At 70.3% G+C, this 24902-nt stretch carries 23 protein-coding genes and 1 pseudogene; 13 read left to right on the forward strand and 11 right to left on the reverse strand.

The genetic code is table 11. From position 1 onward, the window contains the following. Nucleotides 1–177 precede the first annotated feature (177 nt). The 3 genes and pseudogenes from AB0K15_RS41625 (at nt 178) to AB0K15_RS41635 (ending at nt 1905) form a co-directional block, all read left to right on the forward strand. Nucleotides 178–591, forward strand: a complete 414-nt coding sequence (locus AB0K15_RS41625; protein ID WP_364064359.1) for an aldehyde dehydrogenase family protein — start codon at nt 178–180, stop codon at nt 589–591. After that, a pseudogene (locus tag AB0K15_RS41630) lies at nt 557–1007 on the forward strand (aldehyde dehydrogenase family protein). The gene AB0K15_RS41625 and the pseudogene AB0K15_RS41630 overlap by 35 nt, the downstream one beginning before the upstream one ends. A 445-nt stretch (nt 1008–1452) precedes the next feature. Then, nucleotides 1453–1905 (forward strand): hypothetical protein, encoded by a 453-nt coding sequence (locus AB0K15_RS41635; protein WP_364064362.1) that lies wholly within the window; start codon nt 1453–1455, stop codon nt 1903–1905. Between the two features lie 107 nt (nt 1906–2012). Here AB0K15_RS41635 and AB0K15_RS41640 read toward each other — a convergent pair whose 3' ends face one another. Both AB0K15_RS41640 and AB0K15_RS41645 read right to left on the reverse strand, forming a co-directional pair. Beyond that, nucleotides 2013–2807 carry an MBL fold metallo-hydrolase gene (locus AB0K15_RS41640; RefSeq protein WP_364064365.1) on the reverse strand — a complete coding sequence of 265 codons (795 nt, stop codon included), beginning with the start codon at nt 2805–2807 and terminating at the stop codon, nt 2013–2015. Between the two features lie 10 nt (nt 2808–2817). Beyond that, entirely contained in the window at nt 2818–3378 is a 561-nt protein-coding gene (locus AB0K15_RS41645) for an ester cyclase (RefSeq protein ID WP_364064368.1), read from the reverse strand. A 92-nt stretch (nt 3379–3470) separates the two neighbouring features. Here AB0K15_RS41645 and AB0K15_RS41650 point away from each other — a divergent pair, with 92 nt between their 5' ends. The 7 genes from AB0K15_RS41650 (at nt 3471) to AB0K15_RS41680 (ending at nt 11090) form a co-directional block, all read left to right on the forward strand. Then, nucleotides 3471–4145: a TetR family transcriptional regulator gene (locus AB0K15_RS41650; RefSeq protein WP_364064371.1), complete on the forward strand. Its 675-nt coding sequence runs from the start codon at nt 3471–3473 to the stop codon at nt 4143–4145. A 529-nt stretch (nt 4146–4674) separates the two neighbouring features. Continuing rightward, nucleotides 4675–5454: an SDR family NAD(P)-dependent oxidoreductase gene (locus AB0K15_RS41655; RefSeq protein ID WP_364064374.1), complete on the forward strand. Its 780-nt coding sequence runs from the start codon at nt 4675–4677 to the stop codon at nt 5452–5454. Nucleotides 5455–5563: 109 nt separating this feature from the next. Then, entirely contained in the window at nt 5564–6373 is an 810-nt protein-coding gene (locus AB0K15_RS41660; RefSeq protein ID WP_364064378.1) for a sugar phosphate isomerase/epimerase family protein, read from the forward strand. Between the two features lie 58 nt (nt 6374–6431). Beyond that, on the forward strand, nt 6432–7610 hold the full coding sequence (locus AB0K15_RS41665; protein ID WP_364064383.1) for a DUF993 family protein: 1179 nt from the start codon (nt 6432–6434) through the stop codon (nt 7608–7610). A 66-nt stretch (nt 7611–7676) separates the two neighbouring features. Then, the gene (locus tag AB0K15_RS41670; protein WP_364064389.1) at nt 7677–9155 is read left to right on the forward strand and encodes an FAD-dependent oxidoreductase; all 1479 of its coding nucleotides are present in this window, start codon (nt 7677–7679) and stop codon (nt 9153–9155) included. 3 nt (nt 9156–9158) lie between these two features. Continuing rightward, entirely contained in the window at nt 9159–9935 is a 777-nt protein-coding gene (locus tag AB0K15_RS41675; RefSeq protein ID WP_364064393.1) for an SDR family NAD(P)-dependent oxidoreductase, read from the forward strand. Between the two features lie 213 nt (nt 9936–10148). After that, nucleotides 10149–11090 carry a LysR family transcriptional regulator gene (locus AB0K15_RS41680; protein WP_364064400.1) on the forward strand — a complete coding sequence of 314 codons (942 nt, stop codon included), beginning with the start codon at nt 10149–10151 and terminating at the stop codon, nt 11088–11090. Here AB0K15_RS41680 and AB0K15_RS41685 read toward each other — a convergent pair. From AB0K15_RS41685 to AB0K15_RS41705, 5 genes are read right to left on the reverse strand one after another with little or no spacing between them, the layout of a single operon-like run. Continuing rightward, nucleotides 10995–12368, reverse strand: coding sequence for an MFS transporter (locus AB0K15_RS41685; RefSeq protein ID WP_364064406.1), 1374 nt, complete (start codon nt 12366–12368; stop codon nt 10995–10997). The two genes, AB0K15_RS41680 and AB0K15_RS41685, sit on opposite strands and share 96 nt — an antisense overlap. Before the next feature lie 42 nt (nt 12369–12410). Beyond that, entirely contained in the window at nt 12411–13667 is a 1257-nt protein-coding gene (locus AB0K15_RS41690) for a CoA transferase (RefSeq protein ID WP_364064410.1), read from the reverse strand. 49 nt (nt 13668–13716) lie between these two features. Next, nucleotides 13717–14484 carry an SDR family NAD(P)-dependent oxidoreductase gene (locus AB0K15_RS41695; RefSeq protein ID WP_364064413.1) on the reverse strand — a complete coding sequence of 256 codons (768 nt, stop codon included), beginning with the start codon at nt 14482–14484 and terminating at the stop codon, nt 13717–13719. Beyond that, nucleotides 14481–15770 carry a CoA transferase gene (locus AB0K15_RS41700; protein WP_364064417.1) on the reverse strand — a complete coding sequence of 430 codons (1290 nt, stop codon included), beginning with the start codon at nt 15768–15770 and terminating at the stop codon, nt 14481–14483. Before AB0K15_RS41700 ends, AB0K15_RS41695 begins: the two co-directional genes overlap by 4 nt. Next, nucleotides 15767–16270 carry a MaoC/PaaZ C-terminal domain-containing protein gene (locus AB0K15_RS41705; protein ID WP_364064424.1) on the reverse strand — a complete coding sequence of 168 codons (504 nt, stop codon included), beginning with the start codon at nt 16268–16270 and terminating at the stop codon, nt 15767–15769. The genes AB0K15_RS41700 and AB0K15_RS41705 overlap by 4 nt, the downstream gene beginning before the upstream one ends. 205 nt (nt 16271–16475) lie before the next feature. Between AB0K15_RS41705 and ilvD the strand changes: the two genes are divergently transcribed. After that, nucleotides 16476–18323 carry a dihydroxy-acid dehydratase gene (gene ilvD / locus AB0K15_RS41710; protein ID WP_364064427.1) on the forward strand — a complete coding sequence of 616 codons (1848 nt, stop codon included), beginning with the start codon at nt 16476–16478 and terminating at the stop codon, nt 18321–18323. Nucleotides 18324–18494: 171 nt separating this feature from the next. Here ilvD and AB0K15_RS41715 read toward each other — a convergent pair whose 3' ends face one another. Continuing rightward, complete coding sequence (locus AB0K15_RS41715) at nt 18495–20852, reverse strand: arylsulfatase (protein ID WP_364064430.1); 2358 nt, start codon at nt 20850–20852, stop codon at nt 18495–18497. Nucleotides 20853–21147: 295 nt separating this feature from the next. On the opposite strand from AB0K15_RS41715, the gene AB0K15_RS41720 reads away from it, so the two are divergent. Further along, a complete protein-coding gene (locus AB0K15_RS41720; RefSeq protein ID WP_364064433.1) occupies nt 21148–22047 on the forward strand; it encodes an HAD family hydrolase in 900 nt (299 codons plus the stop codon). Between the two features lie 106 nt (nt 22048–22153). Next, the gene (locus AB0K15_RS41725) at nt 22154–22513 is read left to right on the forward strand and encodes an MmcQ/YjbR family DNA-binding protein (protein ID WP_364064436.1); all 360 of its coding nucleotides are present in this window, start codon (nt 22154–22156) and stop codon (nt 22511–22513) included. Between the two features lie 104 nt (nt 22514–22617). Here AB0K15_RS41725 and AB0K15_RS41730 read toward each other — a convergent pair whose 3' ends face one another. Genes AB0K15_RS41730 through AB0K15_RS41740 form a run of 3 tightly spaced genes read right to left on the reverse strand, consistent with a single transcriptional unit; the run spans nt 22618 to nt 24871 of the window. Then, a complete protein-coding gene (locus tag AB0K15_RS41730) occupies nt 22618–23394 on the reverse strand; it encodes an aldolase/citrate lyase family protein (RefSeq protein ID WP_364064439.1) in 777 nt (258 codons plus the stop codon). Further along, entirely contained in the window at nt 23391–23759 is a 369-nt protein-coding gene (locus AB0K15_RS41735) for a hypothetical protein (protein ID WP_364064442.1), read from the reverse strand. Before AB0K15_RS41735 ends, AB0K15_RS41730 begins: the two co-directional genes overlap by 4 nt. Before the next feature lie 41 nt (nt 23760–23800). Beyond that, entirely contained in the window at nt 23801–24871 is a 1071-nt protein-coding gene (locus tag AB0K15_RS41740; protein ID WP_364064445.1) for an alcohol dehydrogenase catalytic domain-containing protein, read from the reverse strand. Nucleotides 24872–24902: the final 31 nt, after the last annotated feature.

Below are 24902 nucleotides of genomic sequence, written 5' to 3' on the forward strand. Positions count from 1 at the left end.
GCGGCGCCCCCCCGCGTCGTGGCGGCGCGGGCGGGCGGCCCCCCCTCCGCCCCCGGCGCGTTGCGGGCGCGCCGGCCCGCCTCCCCCCCCCACCCCCACCCCCCCCCCGGGCGCGAAGGCCGTCCCGCGTCTTGTCTTCGGGACGGTGATGATCGGCAAAACTCAGGGAGCGCCGCGATGAGCCCGCACCGCAAGGTGATGCCGATCCGGCACCCGGACCGTGTCTTCGTCGGTGGCGAGTGGGTCGCCCCGCTGAGTACCGCGCAGATCGAGGTACTGGATCCGACTGACGAACAGGTGTACCTCACGGTCCCCGATGCCGGCGAGTCCGACATGGACCGCGCGGTGGCCGCGGCGCGTGAGGCCTTCGACCGTGGGCCCTGGCAGCGGATGAGCCACGAGGAGCGCGCCGGCTACCTGCGTGCGTTCCCGGCCGAGCTTCGACGGCGCTCGGACGACTTGGCGCAGCTCTGGCCGCGCGAGAGCGGCGTGCTGCACGCCATGTCGCCGGGTCGTCGGCGAACTCGGGGCGGCGGGCTTCGAGTTCTACGCCGGGCTGGCAGCCGAGTTCCCCTTCGAGGAAGAGGTTGACCCCACTGACGACGGGTACGGCCTGCTCGTTCGCGAGCCGGTCGGCGTAGTGGGCGCCATCGTCGCGTGGAACCACCCCGTCGGCTTGATCACCTACAAGCGCGCCGGCGCTCCTCGCAGGCTGCACCGGCGTCCTGAAGCCCGCGCCGGAGGCGCCCGGCGAGGCGTACGTCATGGGCGAGATCCCCGAGGCGATCGGACTGCCGCCCGGCGTCTTGAACGTCCTGGCCGCCGGTCGGGACGTCTCGGAGCTGCTGCTGCAGTGTGCATTCGACCTCCAGGTGAACTTCGCCGGCCACAACCGCCGGGCAAGTCGACGAGGCGGCTCGGCTGCGCCGTGTCGGCTTACCCGGCGTCGCGCCGAGGCGGCAATCGCACTGTTCCGCGTCATGGAAATCGTTGCCGCGCTCTGCTGAGTCAACCCCCTCCTGCATGGGTTGGGTGCGCCGAGGTGACCGGTTGCCAGGTCCTGCCGCCAGTGTCCGAAGCGGGCCCAGGATCGAGCCCGCGTAGTGAATCCGCTCACTCGACGCGGGCTCGCCGTCGAGGCGTGGCTTGCGGTCAGGTTGCGATGCGCGGCGGCGTGAACGTGCTGTGGCCAGCGCCGATGGTCGCCTGTGGGGGCTGCGCGACGGCGGCCTCGTGGTGTCCGCTGCCGGCGCGCTGCTCGCCCGAGGGGGCGCCGGGGTCGCCGGGAGGCGAATTCCCGGCGGTTCCCGGTAACGCCGGGTGCGGGCGGACCGACCATGTCATGTTGATGTCAGCGAAGGAGTATAAGTGTCCAGCTCACGCCCGTTGGTCCCGCCACATTCAGCGTCCAGACCGAGGCGGCGCTGGCCGTGGATCATCGGGGGAGCCGCGGTGCTGGTCCTCGTGATAGCCGGGGTCGGCGCCAACGATCGCCGGGCGGAGGGTCTGCAGCCATCCCGAGCGGCCCATGAGGCGGTGACGTCGTCGGATACGACGACCGACGGGGGCATCGGCGCGGCGGCCATCCTGCGTGCAGCGGGCCTGCTGCACGCGCACATCGAGAACCTCGAGCAACTGATCTGCGACCCGTACACGGCGACCGCGACGGCGACCGCCGATGGGTTCGATGTGCACGTCACCTACCCGGGTCCGGCGAACTTGACCGTTTTCGCCGAGACGTTCGACGAGCGCTCGAGCGAGCAGCACAAGACGATCGGCGGGCAAGAGGCCGGGGAGACGTTCTCGTTCACCGGGCTTCCCTTCGATCAGGTGATGGCGATCTCGGTGTCGGAGAGATCGGACCGCGGCCCCGGCACGTGCGACGTCTTTGATCGGACTCCGTAGCCGGCACCGCTTCCCGGGCACGGGTGCCGGTCTGCGCTCGGCGAGGGAGATCGCAGTTCAGGCCTGACGGTCCCGGAGCGACGGCCGGCGCGGCGGAGTCGCGCCGGTCAAACGGTCAGGGTCTGCGCCCGGTGCAGCAGTTCGGGGTCGTGCGCGTTGACCAGGAGCAGGCCGGGGGTGGCCGCGCGCGCCAGTTCGCCCAGGCGGTGGTGGTTGGCCTTGACCTGTTTCCAGTCGTGGGCGACGAGGCGTTCCAGCGCGGTGAGCGCGGTGGGTGCGCCGGTCCCGTCGAGCTGGCCGCGGCGGTAGAAGGCGTCTCCGGCGTGGAGCACCCAGTGGTCTCCGGCGTCGACGGCGATCGCGGCGTGGCCGCGGGAGTGTCCGGGCAGGGGGATGAGCACGATGCCGGGCGCGATGCCGGTGAGTTCCTCGGCGCCGGCGAAGTCGAGCCAGGTTTCGGTCTCGGCGGGGGTGTGCGCGACCAGGTTCGGGCCGTGTGCGCGCTGGGCGGCCAGGTACCGGCCGCGTTCGACGACGCCCTTCGGGTGCAGGGCGGCGAAGCGTTCGGCGGCTGTGAGGTGGACCTGGGCCCAGGGGAAGTCCGCGAGCCCGCCGGTGTGGTCGGCGTCGAAGTGGGTGAGCACGACGTGGCGGACGTCGTGCGGGTCGAAGCCGAGGCGGGTGACCTGGGTGACGGCGGCTTCGGCCTTGTCGAACGCGGGGCGTAGCGAGAACCGGGCCGGGCCGAAGCGGCGGGCGGGGTCCTCGGCGTCCTCGAGGCCGAGTCCGGAGTCGACCAGGACGAGGCAGCCGGGCGTCTCGACGAGGAGAACGTGGCAGACCACCCCGCCCGGGGTCGCCCACGGGCGCATGGTGCCGCAGTTGAGGTGGTGGACCTTCATCGCTGCCGGGTCAGTCGCCGAGGTCGGGTGCGGTGGTGTGGGTCAGGCGCGGGTCCGGTGCGCCGCCGGCCGTCGCGAACGCGCCGACGACGGCGCGGCCGAGCGTGAGCAGGTCGGCGGGCTTCGTCTTGTCCAGGCCGCCGAGAAGCTGCTTGAGGATCGTGAGCTGGTCGAAGTAGATGCGTTCGATGATCAGGTTCTCGTCCGCGTCGAACACGAAGTACGCGGTCATCCGGGTGCGGTGCGCCGAGCCCGTCGGGGGGATCTTGCCGAGCGGGCCGCGGTGGGTGCCGGTGAGCCAGAACTCGACGATCACGGCGTCGTGCGCGTGGCGCAGCGCGATGATCTCGTGGTTCTGGTCGGGAAAGGCGACTCGCGTGTCGTGGTAGTACTCGCGGACCGGTCCGTCGCCGTCGTGCACGGTCATCGGGGCGATGAGCTCGTAGTGGGGGTGCGGGAACGTCGAGAGGGTGGCGTCCCAGTCCTGGACGACCTCGTCTCGCATGTGGTCCAGCACGACCTTCTCGCGGGCGCGGAGCACAGCTTCGGGCGGCAGGGTGAAACGGGACATCCGGGCTCCCTTTATCCACGGCGTGGGTTTAGGGGTGGCACGCTATACCCACGGTGTGGATTTCGGCAAGGATCTCCGGCACGATGGACCCCATGACCACCAGCACCCCGCGCCGCGGGCGCCCGCCCAAGGGTGAGGGCCGGCTCTCCCGCGAGGCGATCGTCGAGGCGACGCTGCGGGTCATCGACGCCGAGGGTGTCAACGCGGTCAGCATGCGCGCGGTGGGGCGGGTCCTCGGGGCGGACGCGAAGAGCCTCTACAACCACGTCGACGGCAAGGAAGGCCTCCTCGACGCGGTCGCCGAGAACCTCCTGGGGGCCATCGCGCTGCCCGAGCCCACCGGCGACCCGCGGGCCGACCTGCGGGCGATCGCCTACGCCTTCCGCGAGCGCGCGCTGGCCCATCCCGAAGCCGCTTCCCTCGTCCTCACCCGGCAGCTCGGTTCCTTCGAAGGCCTCGCGCCGGTCGAGGCGGTCCTGTCCGTCCTGCGCGAGGCCGGCTGTGCTCCCGCCGAGTCCGTCCACCTCCTGCGCACGCTGGTCGCGACCCTCGTCGGCACCCTGCTGCGCGAGGTGAACGCCGGGCCGGTCTACGGGACGACGGATCTCACGGGAATCGCGCAACGCCAGGCGATCCTGGAGGAGAGTGCCCTGCCCGCCGTGGTGGACGCCGCACCACACCTCGCCCGCTTCGACGCCGCGGCCGAGTACGAGTTCACGGTCACCCTCGCCCTCGACGCGCTCGCCACCCGCCTCGGCCTGGGGTGACCGCGCGGGCGTGCGCCTGGTGATCGGCGGCACCGGGGTGCCGGGGAGCCGCGCACAGCGCAAACGCGTCGGCTGTCCGGATGACCTGGCCTCCCCAAACCTGGGAGATCTTCCTCGTGCTCGCACGGCCGCGTCTCTTGAAGCGCGTGCACAGAATGATGTGCAGAACGCAACAGATTTCCCGGATCAGTGCGTTGCGTATTTCAATCCCGGGCGCCAATGTCGATGCGTGCGGACTTTCAGCGACTCGGCGGCTGCCCTCGGCGCCGCGCGGCAGGCGGTCGAACCCGCCGACGAGTCCGGCTGACTGAACGCCGGCCCCGGCGGACCCCAGCCGGTGGCGAGTGTGCTCTGCGGATCGACGAACGCGGGTGTCACGGACACCCGCGAGGTTCCGTCGTGCCCGGAGCTGTGGATTACGGCGGTTCGCGAGCGCCGCCGGTGAAGGACGCCCAGGAGGATCAGTGACGATCGATCATCACCCGTGCGCGGTGGCGCGCCGAAACCACCGGTTCGACGGGAGCCTGTCGTGAGGCTGGCCGGACGAGCCGCGGTCGTGACGGGGGCGGCGCAGGGGATCGGGCTGGCGATCGCGACGCGGCTGATCGCCGACGGCGCCGCGGTTCTGCTCACCGATGTGAACGGCGACGCCGCGCAGCAGGCCGCCAAAACCCTGTGCGAGCAAGGCGGCACCGCGGCGGCGTTGCAGGTCGACGTGACCGACGAGGCTCAGGTGCGCGCCCTGCTTCCCCGAGCCGAGGAGCTGCTCGCGCGGCCCGTGGACATCGCGGTGGTCAACGCCGGGCGGCAGACGTTCAACGAGCTGCTCGACGTCACCAAGCAGGAGTGGGACGCGGTCTTCGACGTCAACGCCTGGGGCGCGTTCCTCACGGCCCGCGAAGCCGGCCGGCACCTGCGAGCGGCGGGCCGGGGCGGCAGCATCGTGGTCATCGCGTCGCGCTCGGCGCGGCTCGGCACGCCGCATTCGCCGCACTACGCCGCGTCGAAGGCGGCCGCGCTGAACATCATGAAGTCCTGTGCGCTCGAGTTCGCGCCGGACGTGCGGGTCAACGCGATCGCGCCGGGGATGATCGACACGCAGCTGTGGGCGCGAGCTGACGCCTTCGAGTCCGAATTGGACGGTAGTGCGGCCGGAACCGCGCGGGCCGCGCGGGTCGGGCAGATCCCCGCCGGCCGGCCGGGCAGCCCCGCCGACATCGCGTCGGTCGTGTCGTTCCTCGCCTCCGACGACGCCGGTTACCTCACCGGCGAGTGCGTCCACGTCTCCGGCGGCGACTACATGCTCTGACCGCCCACCCCGACCACTGAAGAAACGGAGCTGACGGAAAGTTGACGAACACAGCCTCACCCGGCACATTCCCGCGCCTCACCGGCAGCGAGCAGCGAGGAGCGGCCTGATGTCCCACGATTCACTGGTGTTGAGCCAGGGGTCCTTTTTGGACCTTTCCACCCCCGAGTTCCTGAAGGTCTGCGCGGACTCCGGCATGGCCGCGAGCGTGTGGGATATTCCGGTCCACCACGACGGCGTCGACGTGGTCGCGAAGGCCGCCGAAGACCTCGGGGTCGAGGTCTTCAGCCTCTGCCGGCTGGGCTACTTCACCGAAGACGATCAGGACGACGCGCGGTGGCGGTCGAACCTGGCGGTGCTCGACACGGCGGCGCGGCTCGGCGTCGAAGCGGTCGTGGTGGTGGTCGGCGGTGTGACGACCACCTTCGCCGAGGCCGAAAGCCGGATCCGGGCGGGGCTCGCGCGGATTCTCCCGGAGGCCCAGGCCCGCGGGGTGCGGCTGGCGATCGAACCGTTCCACCCGATGATGGTCGCGGAGCGGTCGTCGGTCTCCCGGCTCGCCCAGGCGACGGCGCTGGCGGAGGAGTTCGCCTCCGAGTGGCTGGGCATCACGCTCGACGTCTACCACGTGTGGTGGGACCCGGAGCTGACCGAGTCCGTTCGCGCGGCCGCTCCCCACCTCATGGCGGTCGACCTGTCCGACTGGCTGGTCCCGACGACGAACCTCCTGCGCGGGCGGGGCCGCCCCGGTGACGGGGTGATCGACCTGCCGGGTTTCGTCCGGCTGGTCGACAGCGTCGGCTACACCGGCCGCTGGCAGGTCGAGGTCCTCAGCGACGAACCCCGGCAGGGTTCCGATCTCGACTACGCCCTGGACCTGCGGGAGCGGACGGCGCGCCTGCTCACGACCGCACGGTGACCCGCGGCTCCGGCCACGACCACCCCACACCCACCACCTCCCCCGGAAGGCAGTTCGCATGGCCGACTCGATCACCCTCAAGCTCCCGCGCCCGGACGGCACGGCGGAGCAGCACACGATGGGCCCCGCCCGCGAGTTCCCCGCGCCGGCCGCCCCGTTCGCCCAGCGCGACGTCTACGCCGCGCCGCACGTCGTCGCCGCCCCGCTCGGCGAGTACACGCCCGGGGTCGAACCCCCGGTCGACTGGGAGGCCACGATCGCGTTCCGCCGCCACCTCTGGCGCTACGGCATCGGCGTGGCCGAGGCGATGGACACCTCCGAACGCGGCCCGGGTGGCCTGACGTGGGCGCAGACCAAGGATCTGATCCGCCGGTCCAGCGAGGCCGCGACCGAGGCCGGCGGCGAGATCGTCTGCGGTGCCGGCACCGACCAGCTCGACGTCACCTCGCCGACCCTCGACGACATCGCCGATGCCTACCTCGAACAGCTCGACTTCATCCAGGGCCTCGGCCGCGGCGCGGTCCTGCGGGCCAGCCACGTGCTCGCCCGGGTCGCGACGGGTCCCCAGGACTACGCCTACGTCTACGACCGGGTGCTGGAACGCGTCGAGACCCCCGCGTTGATCCACTGGATCGGCGAAGTGTTCGACCCGGCCCTGCGGGCCTACTGGGGCCACACCGACGTGGACGAGGCGCTCAAGGCGGTCGTCACGCTGGCCGAGCGCCACGCGGAGCGGCTGCGCGGGTTCAAGTTCTCCCTGCTGGACGTGGAACGCGAAGAGCGGCTGCGCCGCGAGCTGCCCGACGGTGTCGTCGTCTTCACCGGCGACGACCACGACTACCCCAAGCTGATCCGCGGCGACGGCGAGTACCACAGCCACGGCCTGCTCGGGGTGCTGGACCCGCTGGCGCCGATCGCGTCCGTCGCGTTCCAGAAGCTGGACGCCGGGGATCCCGACGGCTTCACCGCCGACATGGAGTCCACGCTCACCCTCGCGCGCCGGCTGTTCGAGCACCCGGCGGGGGAGTACAAGACCGGGGTCGTGTTCCTGGCCTACCTCTCCGGGCACCAGGACCACTTCCGGATGGTCACCGGCCGGGAAGGCATGCGGTCGGTGAACCACCTCACCGACGTCTTCCGGCAGGCCGACGCCCTGGGCCTGCTGCCCGATCCGGCCCTGGCCGCGGAGCGCATGCGAGCGGTGCTGACCGTCGCCGGGTGGGACGCGGCGCGCTGAACGCGGCGCACCGTCATCGACTACGAGCCCGACAGGGCCTCACCGGATGGCCGCGAAGGAGCGACTTTGTCCACAGAATCAGCGATCACATACGACCTCGTCGTCGTGGGTGGCGGCGGCGCGGGCCTGGCCGCCGCCACCCAGGCGGCCGAAATGGGCGCGAGCGTCGCGCTCCTGGAGAAGAACCCCGAGCTGGGCGGGACCACGAGCCGGTCGATCGGCTCGTTCTCGGCCAACGGCACCCGGCTGCAGCGCAAAGCCGGCGTGGCCGACGCGCCGAGCGAGCACTTCGAGGACATGGCGAAGTTCGCCGGTCCGCTCGTGGAGCGCGACAACCTCGCGTTGCGGCGGGTGTACGTCGACAACTCCGCGGACACGCTGCACTGGGTCCAGGACCACGGGGTCGCGCTCTTCGGCCCCATGCCGGAACCGCCGCACCGCAGCCCGCGCATGCACAACGTTCTGCCGAACTCCTCGGCCTACATCTACTGGTTCGAACGGGCCGCACGCAAAGCGGGCGTGCGCATCCTCACGAACACGGCGGCACGCCACCTCGTGGTGGAGGAGGGCCGGGTCGTCGGGGTCGAAACCGAGACCACGAGCGGTGCCCGGCGCGTCATCCGGGCCCGGCGCGGAGTCGTGCTGGCCGCGGGCGACTTCAGCTCCAGCGTGGAGATCAAGACCAGCCAGTTCGCCACGGCAAGGGCGGCGCGGGTCGAGGGCATCAACCCGACCAGCACCGGTGACGGGCTGCGGCTCGGGATGGAGGTCGGCGGCCGCATCCTCAACGGCGACCTCGCGGTCGGCCCCGAGATGCGGTTCGTGGCTCCGCCACGCAAGCTCCTGCTGCAGAAGCTGCCGCCCTGGCGGATCCTGACCACGATCATGCTGCTGGCGTTGCGGTGGCTGCCGGACGCGATCCAGCGGCCGTTCATCATGTCCTTCGCCACCTCCTACCTCGCGCCGTCGCCGAACGTCTTCAAGCAGGGCGCGATCCTGGTCAACGCCGAGGGCGAGCGGTTCACCGACGAAAGCGCGAACCCGGAGCTCGAGCTGCCCGACCAGCCCGGCGGCGAGGGCTACCTGGTGATGGACGAGGCCACGGCCACCCAGTTCAAGAAGTGGCCCAACTTCATCTCGACCGCGCCCGGTGTCGCGTACGCGTACATCGACGACTACCGCCGCAACCGGCGCGACATCTTCCACAGCGCGCGGACGGTGGCGGATCTGGCGGCCAAGATCGGCGCCGATCCACGCAAGCTCGCCCTCTCGCTCGGGCAGTCCGCCGGCGGCGAACAGAACTTCGTGGCGCTCGGCCCGCTCAAGAGCTGGATCGTGCTGACCGAGGGCGGGCTGGCGATCGACACCGACATGCGCGTCCTCGACAAGCAGGACGACCCGGTCCCGGGGTTGTTCGCGGCCGGGTCCAACGGACAGGGCGGTCTCCTGCTGGAAGGCCACGGCAACCACGTCGGCTGGGCGTTCATCTCCGGCCGCATCGCCGCCAAGCGCGCCCTGTGGTCGGCGACGAAAGGCGAGGAGTGACCCGTGAGCACCTCCACCGAGCCCTGCCGCGGCACCCCGAAGCTCACCGACCAGCTCGACGGCCACCGGATCCTGGTCACCGGCGCCGCCGGGGACATCGGGTCCGTCGTCGCGCGCACCGCCGCGGCCCGCGGGGCCGAAGTGCTGCTGATGGATCTCGACTCCCCGGCGCTGTCCGAGCTGTCCGCCGAGCTCGGCGCGGCCGCGGCCGCGGCGAACCTGCTGGACACGCCGGCGACGTGCGCGGCGATCGACACCCTGGCGGACGGCAAGCCCATCACCGGGCTGGTCAACGTCGCCGGGGCCCACAACCGCGAAGCCGCACTGGAGTTGTCCGCCGACGACTGGGACCGGGTCCTGGCCGTCAACGCGCGGAGCACCTTCGTGGTCACGCAGGCCGTGGCGCGGACGATGGCCGCCGACGGTGGTGGCGCGGTCGTGAACTTCGCTTCCATCGCGGCGTGGCAGCCGCGGGTCAACCTCGCCCACTACTCCTCGGCCAAGGCGGCGATCGTCGGTCTCACCTACTCGCTGGCGCTCGAGCTGGCCGAGCACGGGATCAGGGTCAACGCCGTGGCCCCGGGCGTGATCTCGACCCGGTTGACGGCCCCGACGCTGGAGGAGCCGGTGTCCCGGGCGGAGCGGCTCGGCAAGATCCCGCTCGGCCGGTTCGGCCGGCCCGAGGATGTGGCCGAAGCCGTGTGTTACCTGCTGTCCGACAGCGCGTCCTTCGTCAGCGGTCACGTGCTGACGGTCGACGGCGCCCAGTCGGTGGTCTGACCCCACCCGGCTGACGCCGCGGGCGAGCCGCGCACCGGAAAGGCCGGCCGGACGGGAAACCCCGTCCGGCCGGCCTTTCCCCGTGTCCGGTCGCGCTGTCGCGGCGCGGCGAGGATGACATGCTGACCGGGGACAGGTCCGGAAACGGGCAAGCCCCCGGCTCGGTTCCCGGTGCCGGACATCCGGGACGACCTTTGAGCGGAGGAGGAGATCATGGCCGTCGACGACGTCACGCTGCACCAGATTCGCGTGTTCCGTGAGGTGGCCAGGACCCGCAGCTACACCAGCGCCGCGCGCCACATGAACCTGTCGCAGTCGACGCTGAGCCGGTCGGTGTCGCAGCTCGAGCGCACGCTGGGGGTGACGTTGCTGCAGCGGGACACGCGCAACGTCGTCGTCACCGCGGAGGGGGAAGAGTTCCTCAAGGTCGCAGACCAGCTCATCGACACGCTGTCGGTGGGGCTGGAGCGCTTCGACCGCTACGCCAAAGCGCAGCTGGGCACGCTGGCACTCGCCACTCTCGCGTCGTTCGCGGCGGCGGTCCTGCCGAGGCTGCTGAGCGCGTTCTTCAGCGGCAACGAGGCGCTCGACTTCCACCTCGTCGACGGCGGGAACGACGACGTGCTGCGCCACCTGGAACAGGGCACGGTCGAGGTGGCGATCACCGCCGACGTCGAGGTGCCGCAAGGCCTGTGGGTCACGCCGGTGCTGGAGGAGAAGTTCTACGGCGTCGCCCCGGACGACCACCCGTGGGCCGACCGGGACGCGATCACCTGGAGCGATTTCGACGCCGAACGGTGCGTGGCCGCGCGCGGGGGCACCAGCATCCGGGCCATCACCGATCAAGCGCTCGCGGACGCGGGAGCGGAGGTGCGCCTGCGGTTCGAGGTCGCCAACATCGCCACGCTCGGCGGACTGGTCCGCGCCGGGTTCGGCGTGTCCGCCCTGCCGGCGCTGGAGTTCATGGGTTACCGGCTCGACGATCTGACACGCGTGCCGATCGTCGGGCCGGGCCCATATCGGGTGCTGGCCGTTATCTCACGGCCCTACACCGAGCTGTCACCGACCGCCCGCCGCTTCCGGAAGGTCGCTGCTCAGGAACTGCGGAGAATGAGCCTGCCCACCGGGATCAGCGTGCTCGCCGCCGAGCCGTGATCCTTGCGCCACGTTCAGCCGGCGCATGGTCAGCAGCGTGGCGATGCCGATCAGGCTGACCCCGAGCACGAAGAAGTACGGCGACCGCAGGTTGCCCGTGGAACTGACGAGCCAGGTGCAGATGTAGGGAGCCGTTCCACCCGCGATGACCACCGACACGTTCGTCACGAGCGCGGTGCCCGTGTAGCGGACTTCCGGGCCGAACAGCTGGGGCGTGAGGGTGTAGTTGCCCGCCTGCGCCGTCGCCATGTTGACCGCGACGACGAAGTAGCCCACGCCGGCGAGGAAAAGGTTGTTGAAGTCCATGATCACCAGGGCCGGGTACGTCACGATCGCGTAGGTGGCCAGGCCGATGATCGTCACGTTCACCGAGCCGATCCGGTCGACCAGCCGGCCCGCCAGCGGGGTCATCAGCACGCCGAAGAGAGTGCCGCCCGCGGTGATCCAGTAGACCGGTGTCTTCGCGTAGTGCAGGCTCGTGATGAGGTAGATCGACAGGAAGGTCGCGCCCACGTACGCCGTGCCCTGGACGCCGATGCCGAGCAGGATGCCCTTGATGAGCGGGCCGGGATACGACCGGAACGCGGAGATCAGGGGGAACCCGTGGCGGGGGCTCTCGTCGTTGTCGATGCGCGGCAGGAAGCGCCGGGCGAGGAAGCAGACGATGGTCAGGGGAAGCCCGGCCCAGAACGGGATGCGCCAGGCCCACTCGTTCATCGCGCTGGTCGTCACCAGACCCGACACCAGGCCGACGGCGGCGGAGGCGATGGCGAACCCGCCGTTGGTGCCCACGGGCACGAACGACGCGTACCACCCCTTCTTGCCCGGCGGTGCCGCTTCGGTGATGACCGTGGCCGCGCCGCCGACCTCACCGCCGGCGAAGAAGCCCTGCGCGATCCGGACGATCAGCAGCAGGATCGGCGCCAGCACACCGACGCTGGCATAGGTCGGGAGGAACCCGATGGCCGTGTTGGCCAGGCCGATGCCGACCACCGTGACCAGCAGCGCCGGTCGCCGCCCGAACTTGTCGCCGAAGGCGCCGAAGAAGATCCCGCCGATGGGGCGGATCACATAGGACAGCGCGAACACGGCCAAGGTGGACAGCAGCGCGGCAGTCGGGTCGCCGCCGGGGAAGAACAGCGGGGCGATGATGGCTGCGACGTACCCGTAGAGGGCCCAGTCGTAGTACTCGATCAGCGTGCCGAGGCTGCCCGCCAGCACGATCTTCCGGATGCTTCTGGCGTCTCCCTGCGACGCTGCAGGACTGTGAGCGCTCATCTTCCTACTTTCTCTGGTTCGACGGTGATGGCCAAGGACAACTCAGGACCACTGGGGCCCGTTTCCCCCGCGCTCTCGATCCGATTCGGATCCGATCACCCCCGCGTTCTTCAGCGCCGCGATGCGCTCTTCGGCCAGGCCGGCCGCAGTGAAGACTTCTTCGTTGTGCTCGCCGATCTTCGGCGGAACCGCGCGCAGCCGGGCCGGCGTGTCGGAAAGCGTGATCGGCATGCCGATCCACTTGACCCGCCCCACCCCGTCGACGTCACCCTCGATCACGAGCTCGTTGTGCACGACTTGGGGATCGGTGAACAGGTCGTCGTAGTCGTTCACCGGGGCGACGAGGACGTCTTCGGCCTCGAAACGCGCCATGATCTCCTCGCGCGGGAACTTGGCGATGGCTTCGGCCAGGAGCTGCCAGGTCTCGCGCGTGTGCTCGAGAAGTCCCTCGACGGTCTGGAAGCGCGGATCGTTGACGTCCTGTTCGGACAGTCCGCACGCACGAGCGGCGCGCTGCCAAGGGTGATCGACGAAGTACTCGCCGATCAGGGTGAACCACAGCCCGTCCGCGGCCTCGTAGTAGCCGTAGAGCGCGGTGTTGCCGGGGTGCGCCACACCGGTGGTGGGCCGGGGGAAGCGCCGTCCGGTGTTCAGGTAGGTCGCGGCTTCCTGCAGGTGGCTGGTGATCGCGGCGTTGAGCAGGTTGGAGTCGACGACCTGGCCGCGGCCGGTGCGTTCGCGCGCGGCGAGGGCGATCATCATCCCCTGGGCGAACTGCATGGACGCGAGGTAGTCGATCATGAACGTGCCGGTCGGCACCGGGCCGCTCTCCTGGGTGCCGGTGAGCGCCATCAACCCGCTGACCGCCTGCGCGGCCAGGTCCTGGCCGCGGCGGTGCGCGTAGGGCCCCGAGAGGCCGTAGCCCGTCGCGTAGGCGACGATGATCCGCGGGTTGACGGCGGACAGCCGGTCCCAGCCCAGGCCAAGGCGGTCCATGACTCCCGGCCGGAAGTTGCTGGCCACGATGTCGGCGTCCCGCGCGAGGTCGAGGATCAGCTCGCGCCCGGCGTCGCTCTTCACGTCGACGGTGATGCTCTTCTTGTTGCGGTTGGTGGCGGACCAGTGCGGGCTGAAGCCCGCGGCCAGCAGCGGCTGCTGGTTGCGGCCGATCTCGCCCACGTCGATGCGTTCGATCTTGATGACCTCGGCCCCGAAGTCCGCGAGGACCTGGGTGGCCGAGGGGCCCTGTTCGAGCTGGGTGAAGTCGAGGATCCGGATTCCCTCGAAGGCGTCTGTCACGGTTCCCCTTCGGTTTCGGTGCGGGTGGGCGGGCGAGTGGCGGAACGGGTCAGGTCATCACGTCGCCGCCGCACACCTTCAGGCATTCACCGGTGATGTAGGAGGCGTCCGGTGAGGCCAGGAAGGTGATCGCGGCCGCGACTTCCTCGGGGCGGCCGAGCCGGCCCAGGGGGTTGTCCTTGATCCGGCGTTCGAGCGCGGTGCCGGCGTCCTGTCCGGTCAGCCGGCCGATCTCGGCGTCGGCGTGGTCCGACATGCCGGTGGCGATGCGGCCGGGGGCGACGGCGTTGACGCGAATGCCCCGCGGCGCGAGCTCGGCGGCGAACGACCTGGTCAGGCTGGCGACGGCGGCCTTGGACGCCGCGTAGTGCGCCGACAGCGCGTTGGGCAGGAACCCTTGGATCGACGCCAGGGTGACGATGGCGCCGCCGTCGGCCAGGCACCGCGCGGCGAGCTGGAGCGTCAGCAGCGTCCCGCGCCCGTTGACCTCCAGGACGCGGTCCCAGTCCCGCGGGTCCAGCTGCGAAGCCGGGCCGAACAGCTGGATGCCGGCGTTGGCGACCACGACGTCGAGGTGTCCCGCGCGGTCGCTCGCGGCGGCCATGGCCTCGGCCGACGTCACGTCCAGGGGCAACGCCTCCGCTCGGCCGCCGTCGGCACGGATGCCCTGCGCGGCCGCCGAGGCCAGGTCCGCGTCGACGTCGGCGATGAGCACGTCGGCCCCGAAGCTCGCGAAGCGACGGGCGGTGGCGAGCCCGATGCCGCGGCCGGCGCCCGTGACGAGCACCCGCCGGTCGGCGAAAGAAGTCCCGGTCATTCGGCCGGCCCCCAATGCGCGACACCGGTTTCGCGGTGCCGCCGGTTCTCGGTCCCGACGACGCCGGTTTCCTGGAGCCCGGCGATCTCGGCGGAGGTGAAGCCGAGGCCGGCCAGGACTTGCTCGTTGTCCTGCCCGACGGTGGGCGGAGCGTTTCGCACCCGCGCGGGGGTGGCGCTGAGCTTAACGGCCGGGCCGACCAGCTTCACCGTGCCGGCGTGCGGGTGCTCGGCCGTGACGACCAGCTCGTTGTGGAGGACTTGCGGGTCTTCGAACAGGTGGGGGTAGTCGTTGACCGGCGCGGCGAGGATGTCCTGCTCCTCCAGCGCTTTCAGGGCCTGGTCGAGCGACAGGTCGTCGAAGGCGCGCTGGAGGAGCGCGTGGGTTTCCTCGACGTGCTCGGCCAGCCCGCGCGTCGTGGCGAAGCGGGGGTCGTCGCGGCGTGCGCTGAGTCCCAGCGCGTCGCAGACCCGTTGCCACGGCCGGTCCACGAAGTACTCGCCCACGAGCACGAGCCACCGGTCGTCCGCGGTGCGGTATCGCGCGTACAGCGCTGTCGAGTGGCTGTGCGCGATGCCCCGCGGCGGGCGCGGGTACTCCCGCCCGGTGTTCAGGTAGGTCGTCGCCTCCTGCAGGTGCAGTGCCACCGCAGAGTTGAGCAGGCACGAGTCCACGACCTGTCCTTCACCCGTGCGCTCCCGCGCGGCCAGCGCGAGCATGATGCCCTGGGCGAAATGCATCGCGGCGACGTAGTCGATGGCGTACGTGCCGGCCGCGGTGGGGGAGTCGGCGGATCCGGTCAAGGCCAGGACACCGCCCATGGCCTGCGCGGCCAGGTCCTGCCCGCGACGCTCGGCGTAGGGGCCGCTGCGCCCGTAGCCCGAGGCGTACGCGCAGATGATCCGCGGGTTGATCGCGCGGAGGTCCTCGTAACCGAGACCGAGCCGCTCCATGACCCCGGGCCGGAAGTTGCTGGCGACCACGTCCGCCGTCTTGACCAGGCGTTCGAGGACGTCGCGCGCTCCCGGGGCCTTGAGGTCGAGGCTGAGGCTGAGCTTGTTGCGGTTGTTGGCGGCCCAGTGCGGGCTCATGCCGTTGACCCGCGGGCTGTGGTCGCGGCCGATCTCGCCGATGTCGTGGCGTTCGATCTTGATGACCTCGGCTCCGAAGTCCGCGAGCACCTGCGTGCCCGACGGTCCCTGCTCGAGCTGGGTGAAATCGAGGATGCGCACGCCCTCGTAGACCGAGGACCCCGGCGACTCGCACAGCCCCGCGCCGCCGCTCATCGCGCGGGTTCCACGGCCTCGTGCTCCGCCGGACGCGCCGCGTCCTCCGGTTCGGCGTGCAGGAGGATCGCCTTGCGCCCACTTTGGACGATCTGACCGTGCTGGTTCACGAGCTCCACCGCGAAGGTGACCACACCCTGGTCGGGGCGCTTGGTCCGGCGGCGCAGCTCGTCCACCACGAAGCGGACGTGGATGGTGTCCCCGAACCGGATCGGGGCCTTGAACGACCAGTCCGAAAGTCCCAGGAACGCGATCGCGGTCCCGAACAGCAGGCCACCGCCCAGCATCAGCCCGTGCGCCATGGACAGGCCCAGCAAGCCGTGGGCGATCCGTTCGCCGAACTCGGTCTTCTCGGCGTAGGCCCGGCTGACGTGGACTTCGGAGTAGTCGCCCGTCGTGCCGGCGAAGGTGACGACGTCGCCTTCGGTGATGGTGCGGGTCGCCGATTCGAACTCCTGGCCGACGTAGAGCTGGCTCCAGGTGAGACCACGTGCTGCCACGGTGTTTCCTTTCCTCGCGCCCTGGGGGTTGCCGTGACGCTAAGGCGAGGTGACGTCGGGCATCAATTCATCTGCCGCGGTCATCTGTTGAGTCTTGTGCGGGCACTGTTGCCAACGTCGCAAGAATTCCCTCGAACCAGTGCGTTGCATGCCTGGATGTCACCGGTCAGAGTCGAGTGACCCGAAGCACTCGAGAAGGACGGCGATGGCGATTCTTCGTTCCCGGACCACCACCCACGGCCGCAATGCGGCGGGCGCGCGCTCGCTGTGGCGTGCGACCGGTATGACCGACAGCGATTTCGGCAAGCCGATCGTCGCGATCGCCAACTCCTACACGCAGTTCGTGCCGGGCCACGTGCACCTCAAGGACCTCGGGGAGATCGTCGCCGAGGCGGTGAAGGAGGCCGGGGGCATCGCGCGGGAGTTCCACACGATCGCCGTGGGCGACGGCATCGCGATGGGTCACTCGGGCATGCTCTACTCGCTGCCCTCGCGCGAGATCATCGCGGACTCCGTGGAATACATGGTCAACGCGCACCAGGCCGACGCGCTCGTCTGCATCTCCAACTGCGACAAGATCACGCCGGGCATGCTCAACGCCGCCATGCGCCTGAACATCCCCACCGTGTTCGTCTCCGGCGGGCCGATGGAAGCCGGCAAGGCCGTGGTCGTCGGCGGCGTCGCCCAGGCCCCCACCGACCTCCTGACCGCGATCGCCGCCTCGGCCTCGAAGGACGTGGACGACAACGCGCTCACCGCCGTCGAACAGGTCGCGTGCCCGACCTGCGGGTCGTGCTCGGGCATGTTCACCGCGAACTCCATGAACTGCCTCACCGAAGCGCTGGGCCTGTCGCTGCCGGGCAACGGCTCCACACTGGCGACCCACCGTGCCCGTCGAGAGCTGTTCCGGGAGGCCGGCCGCACGGTGATGTCGCTGTGCAAGCGCTGGTACGGCGAGGACGACGCCTCGGCGCTGCCGCGGTCGATCGCCACTCGCGAGGCGTTCGAGAATGCGATGGCGCTCGACATGGCCATGGGCGGGTCGACCAACACCGTGCTGCACATCCTCGCCGCCGCCCAGGAGGGCGAGGTCGACTTCACCATCAGCGACATCGACGACATCGGCCGCCGCGTGCCGTGCCTGTCCAAGGTCGCGCCGAACTCCGACTACCACATGGAAGACGTCCACCGGGCCGGCGGCATCCCCGCCATCCTCGGCGAGCTCTGGCGGGCCGGGCTGCTCCGCGAGAACGTGCACACGGTCCACGCCGCGTCGCTGTCGGACTGGCTGTCCACTTGGGACATCCGCGCCGCCGTGCCGTCCGCCGCGGCCGTCGAGCTGTACCACGCGGCGCCGGGCGGCGTCCGCACCACGCAAGCGTTCTCCACGGACAACCGCTGGTCCTCACTCGACACCGACGCCGTCGGCGGCTGCATCCGCGACCTCGAGCACGCGTACACGAAGGACGGCGGCCTCGCGGTGTTGCGCGGCAACCTCGCCGAAAACGGCGCCATCATCAAAACCGCCGGCGTCCCCGAAGGCATCTTCCACTTCGAAGGCCCCGCGCTGGTCGTCGAAAGCCAGGAAGAAGCCGTATCCGCGATCCTCACCAAGCGCATCCAGCCCGGCGACGTGCTGGTCGTCCGCTACGAAGGCCCCGCCGGCGGCCCCGGGATGCAGGAAATGCTCCACCCCACGGCGTTCCTCAAAGGCACGGGTCTCGGCGCCAAGTGCGCGCTGGTCACCGACGGCCGCTTCTCCGGTGCCTCCAGCGGGATCTCCGTGGGACACGTCGCACCCGAAGCCGCCGCGGCCGGCACCATCGGACTCGTCGAAAACGGCGACCGGATCATCATCGACGTCCGGGAACGGGTGCTCAAGCTCGACGTGCCCGCCGACGTCCTCGCCGAACGCCGCGCCGAGATGGACGCATCGGAACGACCGTGGACTCCGAAGGACCGCGATCGTCCGGTCTCGAAGGCCCTGCGCGCCTACGCCGCCATGGCGACCTCCGCCGACACCGGCGCGGTCCGCCGCATCCCCGGTTCCTGAGGGGCGAGCCATCCGAAGTCGGCTTTGCTGAGCAAGACCCAGACTCCCATCGGAAGTCGTCGCCGAGGTGGTTCCGCGAGGCGTTCTCATCCGGTGTGATCACGGCTCCTCGACGAACTCGACCGGCTGCTGCCGGCGGCACGCGGTGCCGCCGGCGGCAGTGGTGTCCGGCTACTCGCGCATGAGCATCGCCTCGGCCTCGCGCTCCATGTCGACGTAGGGGTCGCCGCTGACGTCGATGACAACCCGTTTGATGGTGCCGCCGGTGAACCGGTGGGGGCGCTGCCCTCGGTAGTCGTCGGTGACGGCGGCCCCGCTGTCGCGGCCGACGCACAGGCCCTCGCCGGCGAGTTCGAAGGAGCCGGGCTGGGTCTTGATGCGGCCCTCGCCGACCTTGTGGTCGCCGTGGTAGAGCGACAGGATTCCGGTGGCGATGCCGGGCGGGTCCTCGCCGTCCTTGTCGAACGAGGCCGCGAGGATCAGGTTCTCACCCGCCGGCAGGTCCTCGGTCCCGTCGACCTTCTGTTCCAGCATGCCGACGAAGTTGTAGACGTAGTGCAGGCGGTTGTCCTTGACGTAGAGCGCGTGTCCGCCGAACCGCGCGCCGTGGGCGAACAGCACGCCTTCCGCGCCCTTGCCGGGAATGTCCACAAGGGACCCGATCGAGTAGGACCGGTTGCGGATGTTGACCGCCTGTTGCTCGGGAACGTCCGCGACATCGGCGTAGTAGACGTACCGGTTGCGCGCCGCCGACAGCTGCGGCCGGGGCGTGTTGAGGATCTCCAGCGGCGAGCGGTCGTCGAGCGGGAACGCGCCGTTGGCGTCGGCTTCCGCGAACCAGAGCCGGATCAATTCCTCGAGCTTCTCGGGCTCTCGGGCCGCGAGATCGTGCACCTCGGAGCGGTCGACGTCCGTGTGGTAGAGCTGCCACACGTCGTCGCCGAAGTTGCTCCAGCCGCTGATCGTCGGGTGCGTGGTCACGGCCTTCCAGCCGTCGTGCCAGATCCCGCGCGAGCCGAGCATCGAGTAGAACTGCGTGGATCGCGCCGAGGGCGCCGAAGGGTCGGCGAAGCTGTAGCGCATGCTCACCCCGTCGAGCGGGCTCTGCGGGTGTCCCTTGATCGCGTCCGGCACCCGCACGTCCAGGCAGTCGAGCACCGTGGGCACGAGGTCGATCGCGTGGTGGTACTGGTGGCGGATCTCGCCGCCGTGCCCGAGCACCGACGGCCAGGAGATGATGCACGGGTCGGCTGTGCCGCCGTTGAACTCGTAGCGTTTCCACATCTTGAACGGCGTGTTGAAGGCCATCGCCCAGCCGTTCGCGTAGTGGTTGTAGGTCCTCGGGCCGCCCAGCTCGTCGAGCATCGCGAGGTTCTCGTCGAGGTCGTCGGGGATGCCGTTGAACAGTTTGTTCTCGTTCACCGAACCGTTGGGGCCGCCCTCGCCGCTGGCGCCGTTGTCGGAGACCAGGATGACGAGCGTGTTGTCCCGCTGCCCGGTCTCCTCCAGGTGGTCGAGCAGCCGGCCGATGTGGTGATCGGCGTGGGCGAGGAAACCCGCGTAGACCTCGGCCATCCGCGCGAAGAGCCGCTTCTCCCGGTCGGACAGGGAGTCCCATGGCTTCGTGTAGTCCAGCGGCGGGAAGGGCTGCCCGTCCGGGCCCTGGCGGGTCTGGGGAGTACCGATCGGGTTGATCGGCGGCAGTTCCGTGTCGGCCGGCACGATGCCGAGCTCCTTCTGCCGCGCCAGCACCGTTTCGCGCAGCACCTCGTATCCCATGTCGAAGCGGCCGGCGAATCGTTCGATCCACTCCCGCGGCGCGTGGTGCGGCGCGTGGCACGCGCCCGGCGCGTAGTAGAGGAAAAACGGCTTGTCCGGCGCGATCGCCTTGGCGTCCTTGATGAACTCGATCGCCTTGTCGGTGATGTCGTCGGTGAAGTGATACCCCTCGTCGGGAGTCTTCGGCTGGTCCACCGGGTGGTTGTCGTACACGAGGTCGGGATACCACTGGTTCGTCTCGGCGCCGAGGAACCCGTAGAACCGCTGGAACCCGCGGCCGGTGGGCCAGTTCCGCCGCGTCGCCGCGAGGTTCATCTCGTCGGTCGGGCACAGGTGCCACTTGCCGACGATGTAGGTGTTCCAGCCCTGTTCCTCGAGGATTTCCGAGATCATGCCGTTCTCCGGCGGGATCGTGCCGTTGGCGTTCGGGAAACCGATCGCCGCCTCCGTGATGCAGGCCATCGCGTTGCGGGTGTGGTTGCGGCCGGTGAGCAGGCAGGACCGGGTCGGTGAGCACAGCGCGGTGGTGTGCCACTGCGTGAACCGCACGCCGCCGGCCGCGATACGATCGATGTTCGGGGTCTCGATGACGCCGCCGTAACAGCTCATCGCCGAGTACCCGACGTCGTCGAGAACCAGGTAGACCACGTTCGGCGCGCCGTTGGCGGCCCGCGGCGGCTCGAAGGGCTCCCAGTCGGGAACCGAGTCGCGGATGTCGATGTCGATCTTGCCCCGGAACGAGTTGCTCATGTCACTCCTCATCTCCCGCGACTGAAGGCCGCCTCGCGCGCACCATCCGACACCGCGCGACGGCGCCCGGCTTCACCTGCACCAGGTGAACACCACAGGCGGCGGGCACCGGCTCGTGGTGTCGCAGATTCCGCGTGCCGGGTTTCGACCACCGAGCGGCCGCGTCAGCCTCGGCAAGCGAGAAGTCCTCGACGGGTCGCCCTGCGCAGGTCACCCGGCACGGGTGATGAGGCGCGATCCGGCCCGCTGCGACTGTGGCGACGTCGCGCACACCACCACCGGAAGGAGCTGCCTCGTGCTGACCACCTGGCGCGACGGCGCCGCGAAGAAGGCGATCACCCAGTTCGTCGAGCACGCAGCGGAGGTGCCGGCCGACGAGCGGGTGGCGACCTTCGACAACGACGGCACGCTGTGGTGCGAGAAACCGGTTCCGATCCAGCTCGACTTCATCCTCCGCCGCCTCACCGCCATGGCCGGGGAGTCACCCGAACTGCGGGCGCGCCAGCCGTGGAAAGCCGCGTACGAGAACGACCTGGCTTGGTTCGGCGCGGTGGTCGCCGCGCACTACGCCGGTGACGACACCCAGCTCCCCGCGCTGGCCGCCGGAGTGCTCGAGGCGTACGCCGGAATCGGCGTCGAGGACTTCGAAGCCCAGGCGGACGAGTTCCTGACCAACACCCGGCATCCGACGTTGCGCCGGCCGTACGCGCAGTGTGCCTACGCGCCGATGGTCGAGCTGCTGGCCCATCTGGCGGACAACGGCTTCAGCACCTACATCGCCTCGGGTGGCGGCCGCGACTTCATGCGGCCCATCAGCCACGCGGTCTACGGTGTGCCGCGAGAGCAGGTCATCGGCAGCACCGCGACACTGTCCTACGAGGACGACGAGCACGGCGGCACCATCCGGCACCAGCCCGTCCTCGACTACCTCGACGACGGCCCGGAGAAGCCCATCCGTATCTGGAGCCGCACCGGACGCCGGCCCCTCCTGGCCGCGGGCAACGCCAACGGCGACATCCCCATGCTCCGCTTCACCCACCACCCCGACAAACCCACCCTGCGCCTCCTCGTTCTCCACGACGACCCCGACCGCGAGTTTGCGTACACCACCGGCGCCGAACAGGCCCTCGACCAAGCCGACCGCGATGGCTGGACCGTCATCAGCATCCGCGACGACTGGCGGACTGTTTTCTGAGGCTGCTGCTCTTCGGCACTCTGGTGATGGGAACGACCCCGGAACAACCGGCTTTCCGTGCTGCGCGCGATCTGGCAGCCTTCGTCCTCGGGTGAGGAGGTGCGTCATGGCGGTGGTCGAGGATGTTCGTGCCCTGGGGTCGGCGCTCGAGCGGTCCTATCCGGTCTACGTGCGTGGCCGGTTGAAGTTCCGGGTCAAGCAGATCGTGTATGTCGCGTTCTCCCTCGACGAGGCGGAGATGGGGTTCGCGTTCCCGAAGGAGGAGCGCGCCGCGCTCGTCGCCGGCGAGCCGGGGAAGTTCCGGTTGCCGTCGGAGTCGGACATGCGGTTCAACTGGGTCCACTGCGATCTCGCCGCGCTGGATCCGGCCGAGGCCCGCGAGCTGGTCGTGGACGCGTGGCGGATGGTGGTGCCCCAGAAGGTCTCCCGTGCCTATGACCTCGCCCATCCCGATGGTCCGGGGTGACCGCAACGACGACGCCGTCCGACAGCACCGGCGAAGCGGCTTTCGGCAACATCGACAGCCTCCGGTACCTCGACGGTCGCTACGACATCACGGCCGCACCGGGCTCACCGGTGTTCCTTTCCCACCGACGCGAAGGCGTCGTGCAGGGTTCTGGCGAGCAGGGACGCGTCGGACGCGATGGAGAGGAACCGGAACCCGCGGGTGAGGTAGTCGGCCGCGGCGGCGGCCGAGGGTGCCATGATCCCCGCTGTCTTTCCGTGCCGTTTGGCGGCGGTGGCGACGGTGTCGAGGGCTTGGCGGAACGCCGGTGAGGTGAACCCCAGCGGCACGCCCAGCGCGTAGGAGAGGTCGACGGGGCCGATGAACAGCACGTCGACGCCGTGGGTCGCGGCGATCTCGTCGATGTCGCGAAGCGCGCCGACGGTCTCGACCTGGATGATGCCGGCGACCTCGTCGTTGCGTGAGGCGAGTACTTCGGGCCGCAGCCCGAACCGGGCCTGGCGGTTGTAGGTCGCCACCCCGCGGTCGCCGTCCGGCGGGTACCGGAGGATCCGCAGGGCGTCGCGGGCGTCGGCGATTCCGGCGATCCGGGGGATCATGATGCCGCTCGCCCCGCCGTCCAGCGCCCGCCCGGCTCGGGGCCGGTCGCCGCTTTCCGTCCGGACGAGCAGCGGGACCCCGTAGGCCGCCGCCGCGGTTACCGACGGCCCGACCAGCTCCTCGGAACCCCCGCCGTGTTCCAGATCCAGCAGCACCCAGTCGGCGCCGGCCGCGGCCGCGACCTCCACCGCAACCGGGCTGCCGAGGCCCGCGAACGTGCCCAGCAGCGGCCCGCCGGAGGCGAGTTTTTCCTTGAACCGCACCGCGAACTGGGCGGTCATCGCGCCACCCCAGCACGGATCGCGGCCGCCGCGTGCGCGAAATCGAAGGTCACGGTGGGCATTCCGCCGGAGACGCTCCGCGCGCCCGGTCCGAGCAGCAACACAGCGAGCGCACCGACCTCGGCCGCGGTCTGTGCCCGGCCGAGCGGAATGGGCCGGGCGTGCTTGATCAGGGAGATTCCCGTGCAGTTGACCAGCCCCCAGATGCCGGGTGTGGCTCGGGCGACCCCGGTGAGACGCGCGGATGAGTCCGGGGCGGTCAGGTCCGCGGTCAGTGTAATGGCTCCGCCCCGTTCCGTCGCGACGCGCGCCAGTCCGGCCTCGTCGATGTCGGCCAGCACGAGGTCGTAGCCGGCCTCGTGCACGGGGTGTGCGATGCCCGCGCCGGTCCTCGAAGCCGCTCCGCTCATGGCTTGAAGACGATCTTCAGGCCTTCGCCGGCCTGCGCCAGCGAGATTCCTTTGTGGATGTCCGACAGCGGGAGCACGTGGCTCACGACGCGTTCGAGCGGGAGCTTGCCGCTCTGGATGAGGTCGAGCGATTCGCGCATGGTGTAGCGCATCAGGAACGAGCCGAGGATGCGCAGCTCCTTGATCGTCACGGTCATCGCGGACAGGTTGGCGCGGTAGCTGTTGTCGATGCCGACGACCACGATCCGCGCCTGGTCCGCGGCGACGTCGACCGCGGTGTCCAGCTGGGAACCGACGGCCTCGAACACCAGCGTCGCGCCGCGGCCGCCGGTGGCGGCCAGCACTTCCTCGCGTACGTCGACTTCCTTCGGGTTGAGCACCAGGTCCGCACCGGCCTGTTTCGCGACTTCGGCGCGTTTGACGGCCGGTTCGACCAGGATGACCTGTGCCACCCCGAAGTGCTTGAGCGCGATGACGGCGAGCAGGCCCATCGGCCCGCCGCCGAGCACGACCGCGCGGTCGCCGACCACGACTCCGGCCTTGTTGATCCCGTTGAGGACACATCCGAGCGGCTCGGCGAGCACGAGGTGCTCGTAGGGCACGTCGGCGGTCACGCGGTAGGCGAAGTACGAAGGCACCTTGACGTAGCCGGCCATTCCGCCGTCCCAGAAGAACCCGGGGGTGTTCGGCCACGGGATGTCGAGGTGCGGGTTGTCGAACAACGGCTCGCAGAAGTTGCCGTGTCCGTCACGGCAGGGGCCGCAGCGCCCGCACGGCGGGTTCTGGTCCACCGCCACGCGGTCGCCCACCGAAAGTCCGCGCGCCTGCGGGCCGGCGGCGACGATCTTGCCGCAGAACTCGTGCCCGAAGATCACGCCCGGCAGGCCCGGGTGGGTCGGGGGCGTGTGCAGGGCGTGCAGGTCCGAGCCGCAGATCCCGACCGCGCCGACCTTGATGATGACGTCGTCGGGTTCGGTGAGAACGGGTACCGCGTGCTCCTCCAGCGCCAGCACGCCCTCGCCCCGGAAGATCACGGCGGACATCGTGTCGGGCAGGGTGTCGGTCATCGGTGGCTCCTCTGCGGGTCGGGCGGGAGTG

This window comes from Amycolatopsis sp. NPDC049253 (assembly GCF_040678995.1).
Lineage (GTDB): Bacteria > Actinomycetota > Actinomycetes > Mycobacteriales > Pseudonocardiaceae > Amycolatopsis.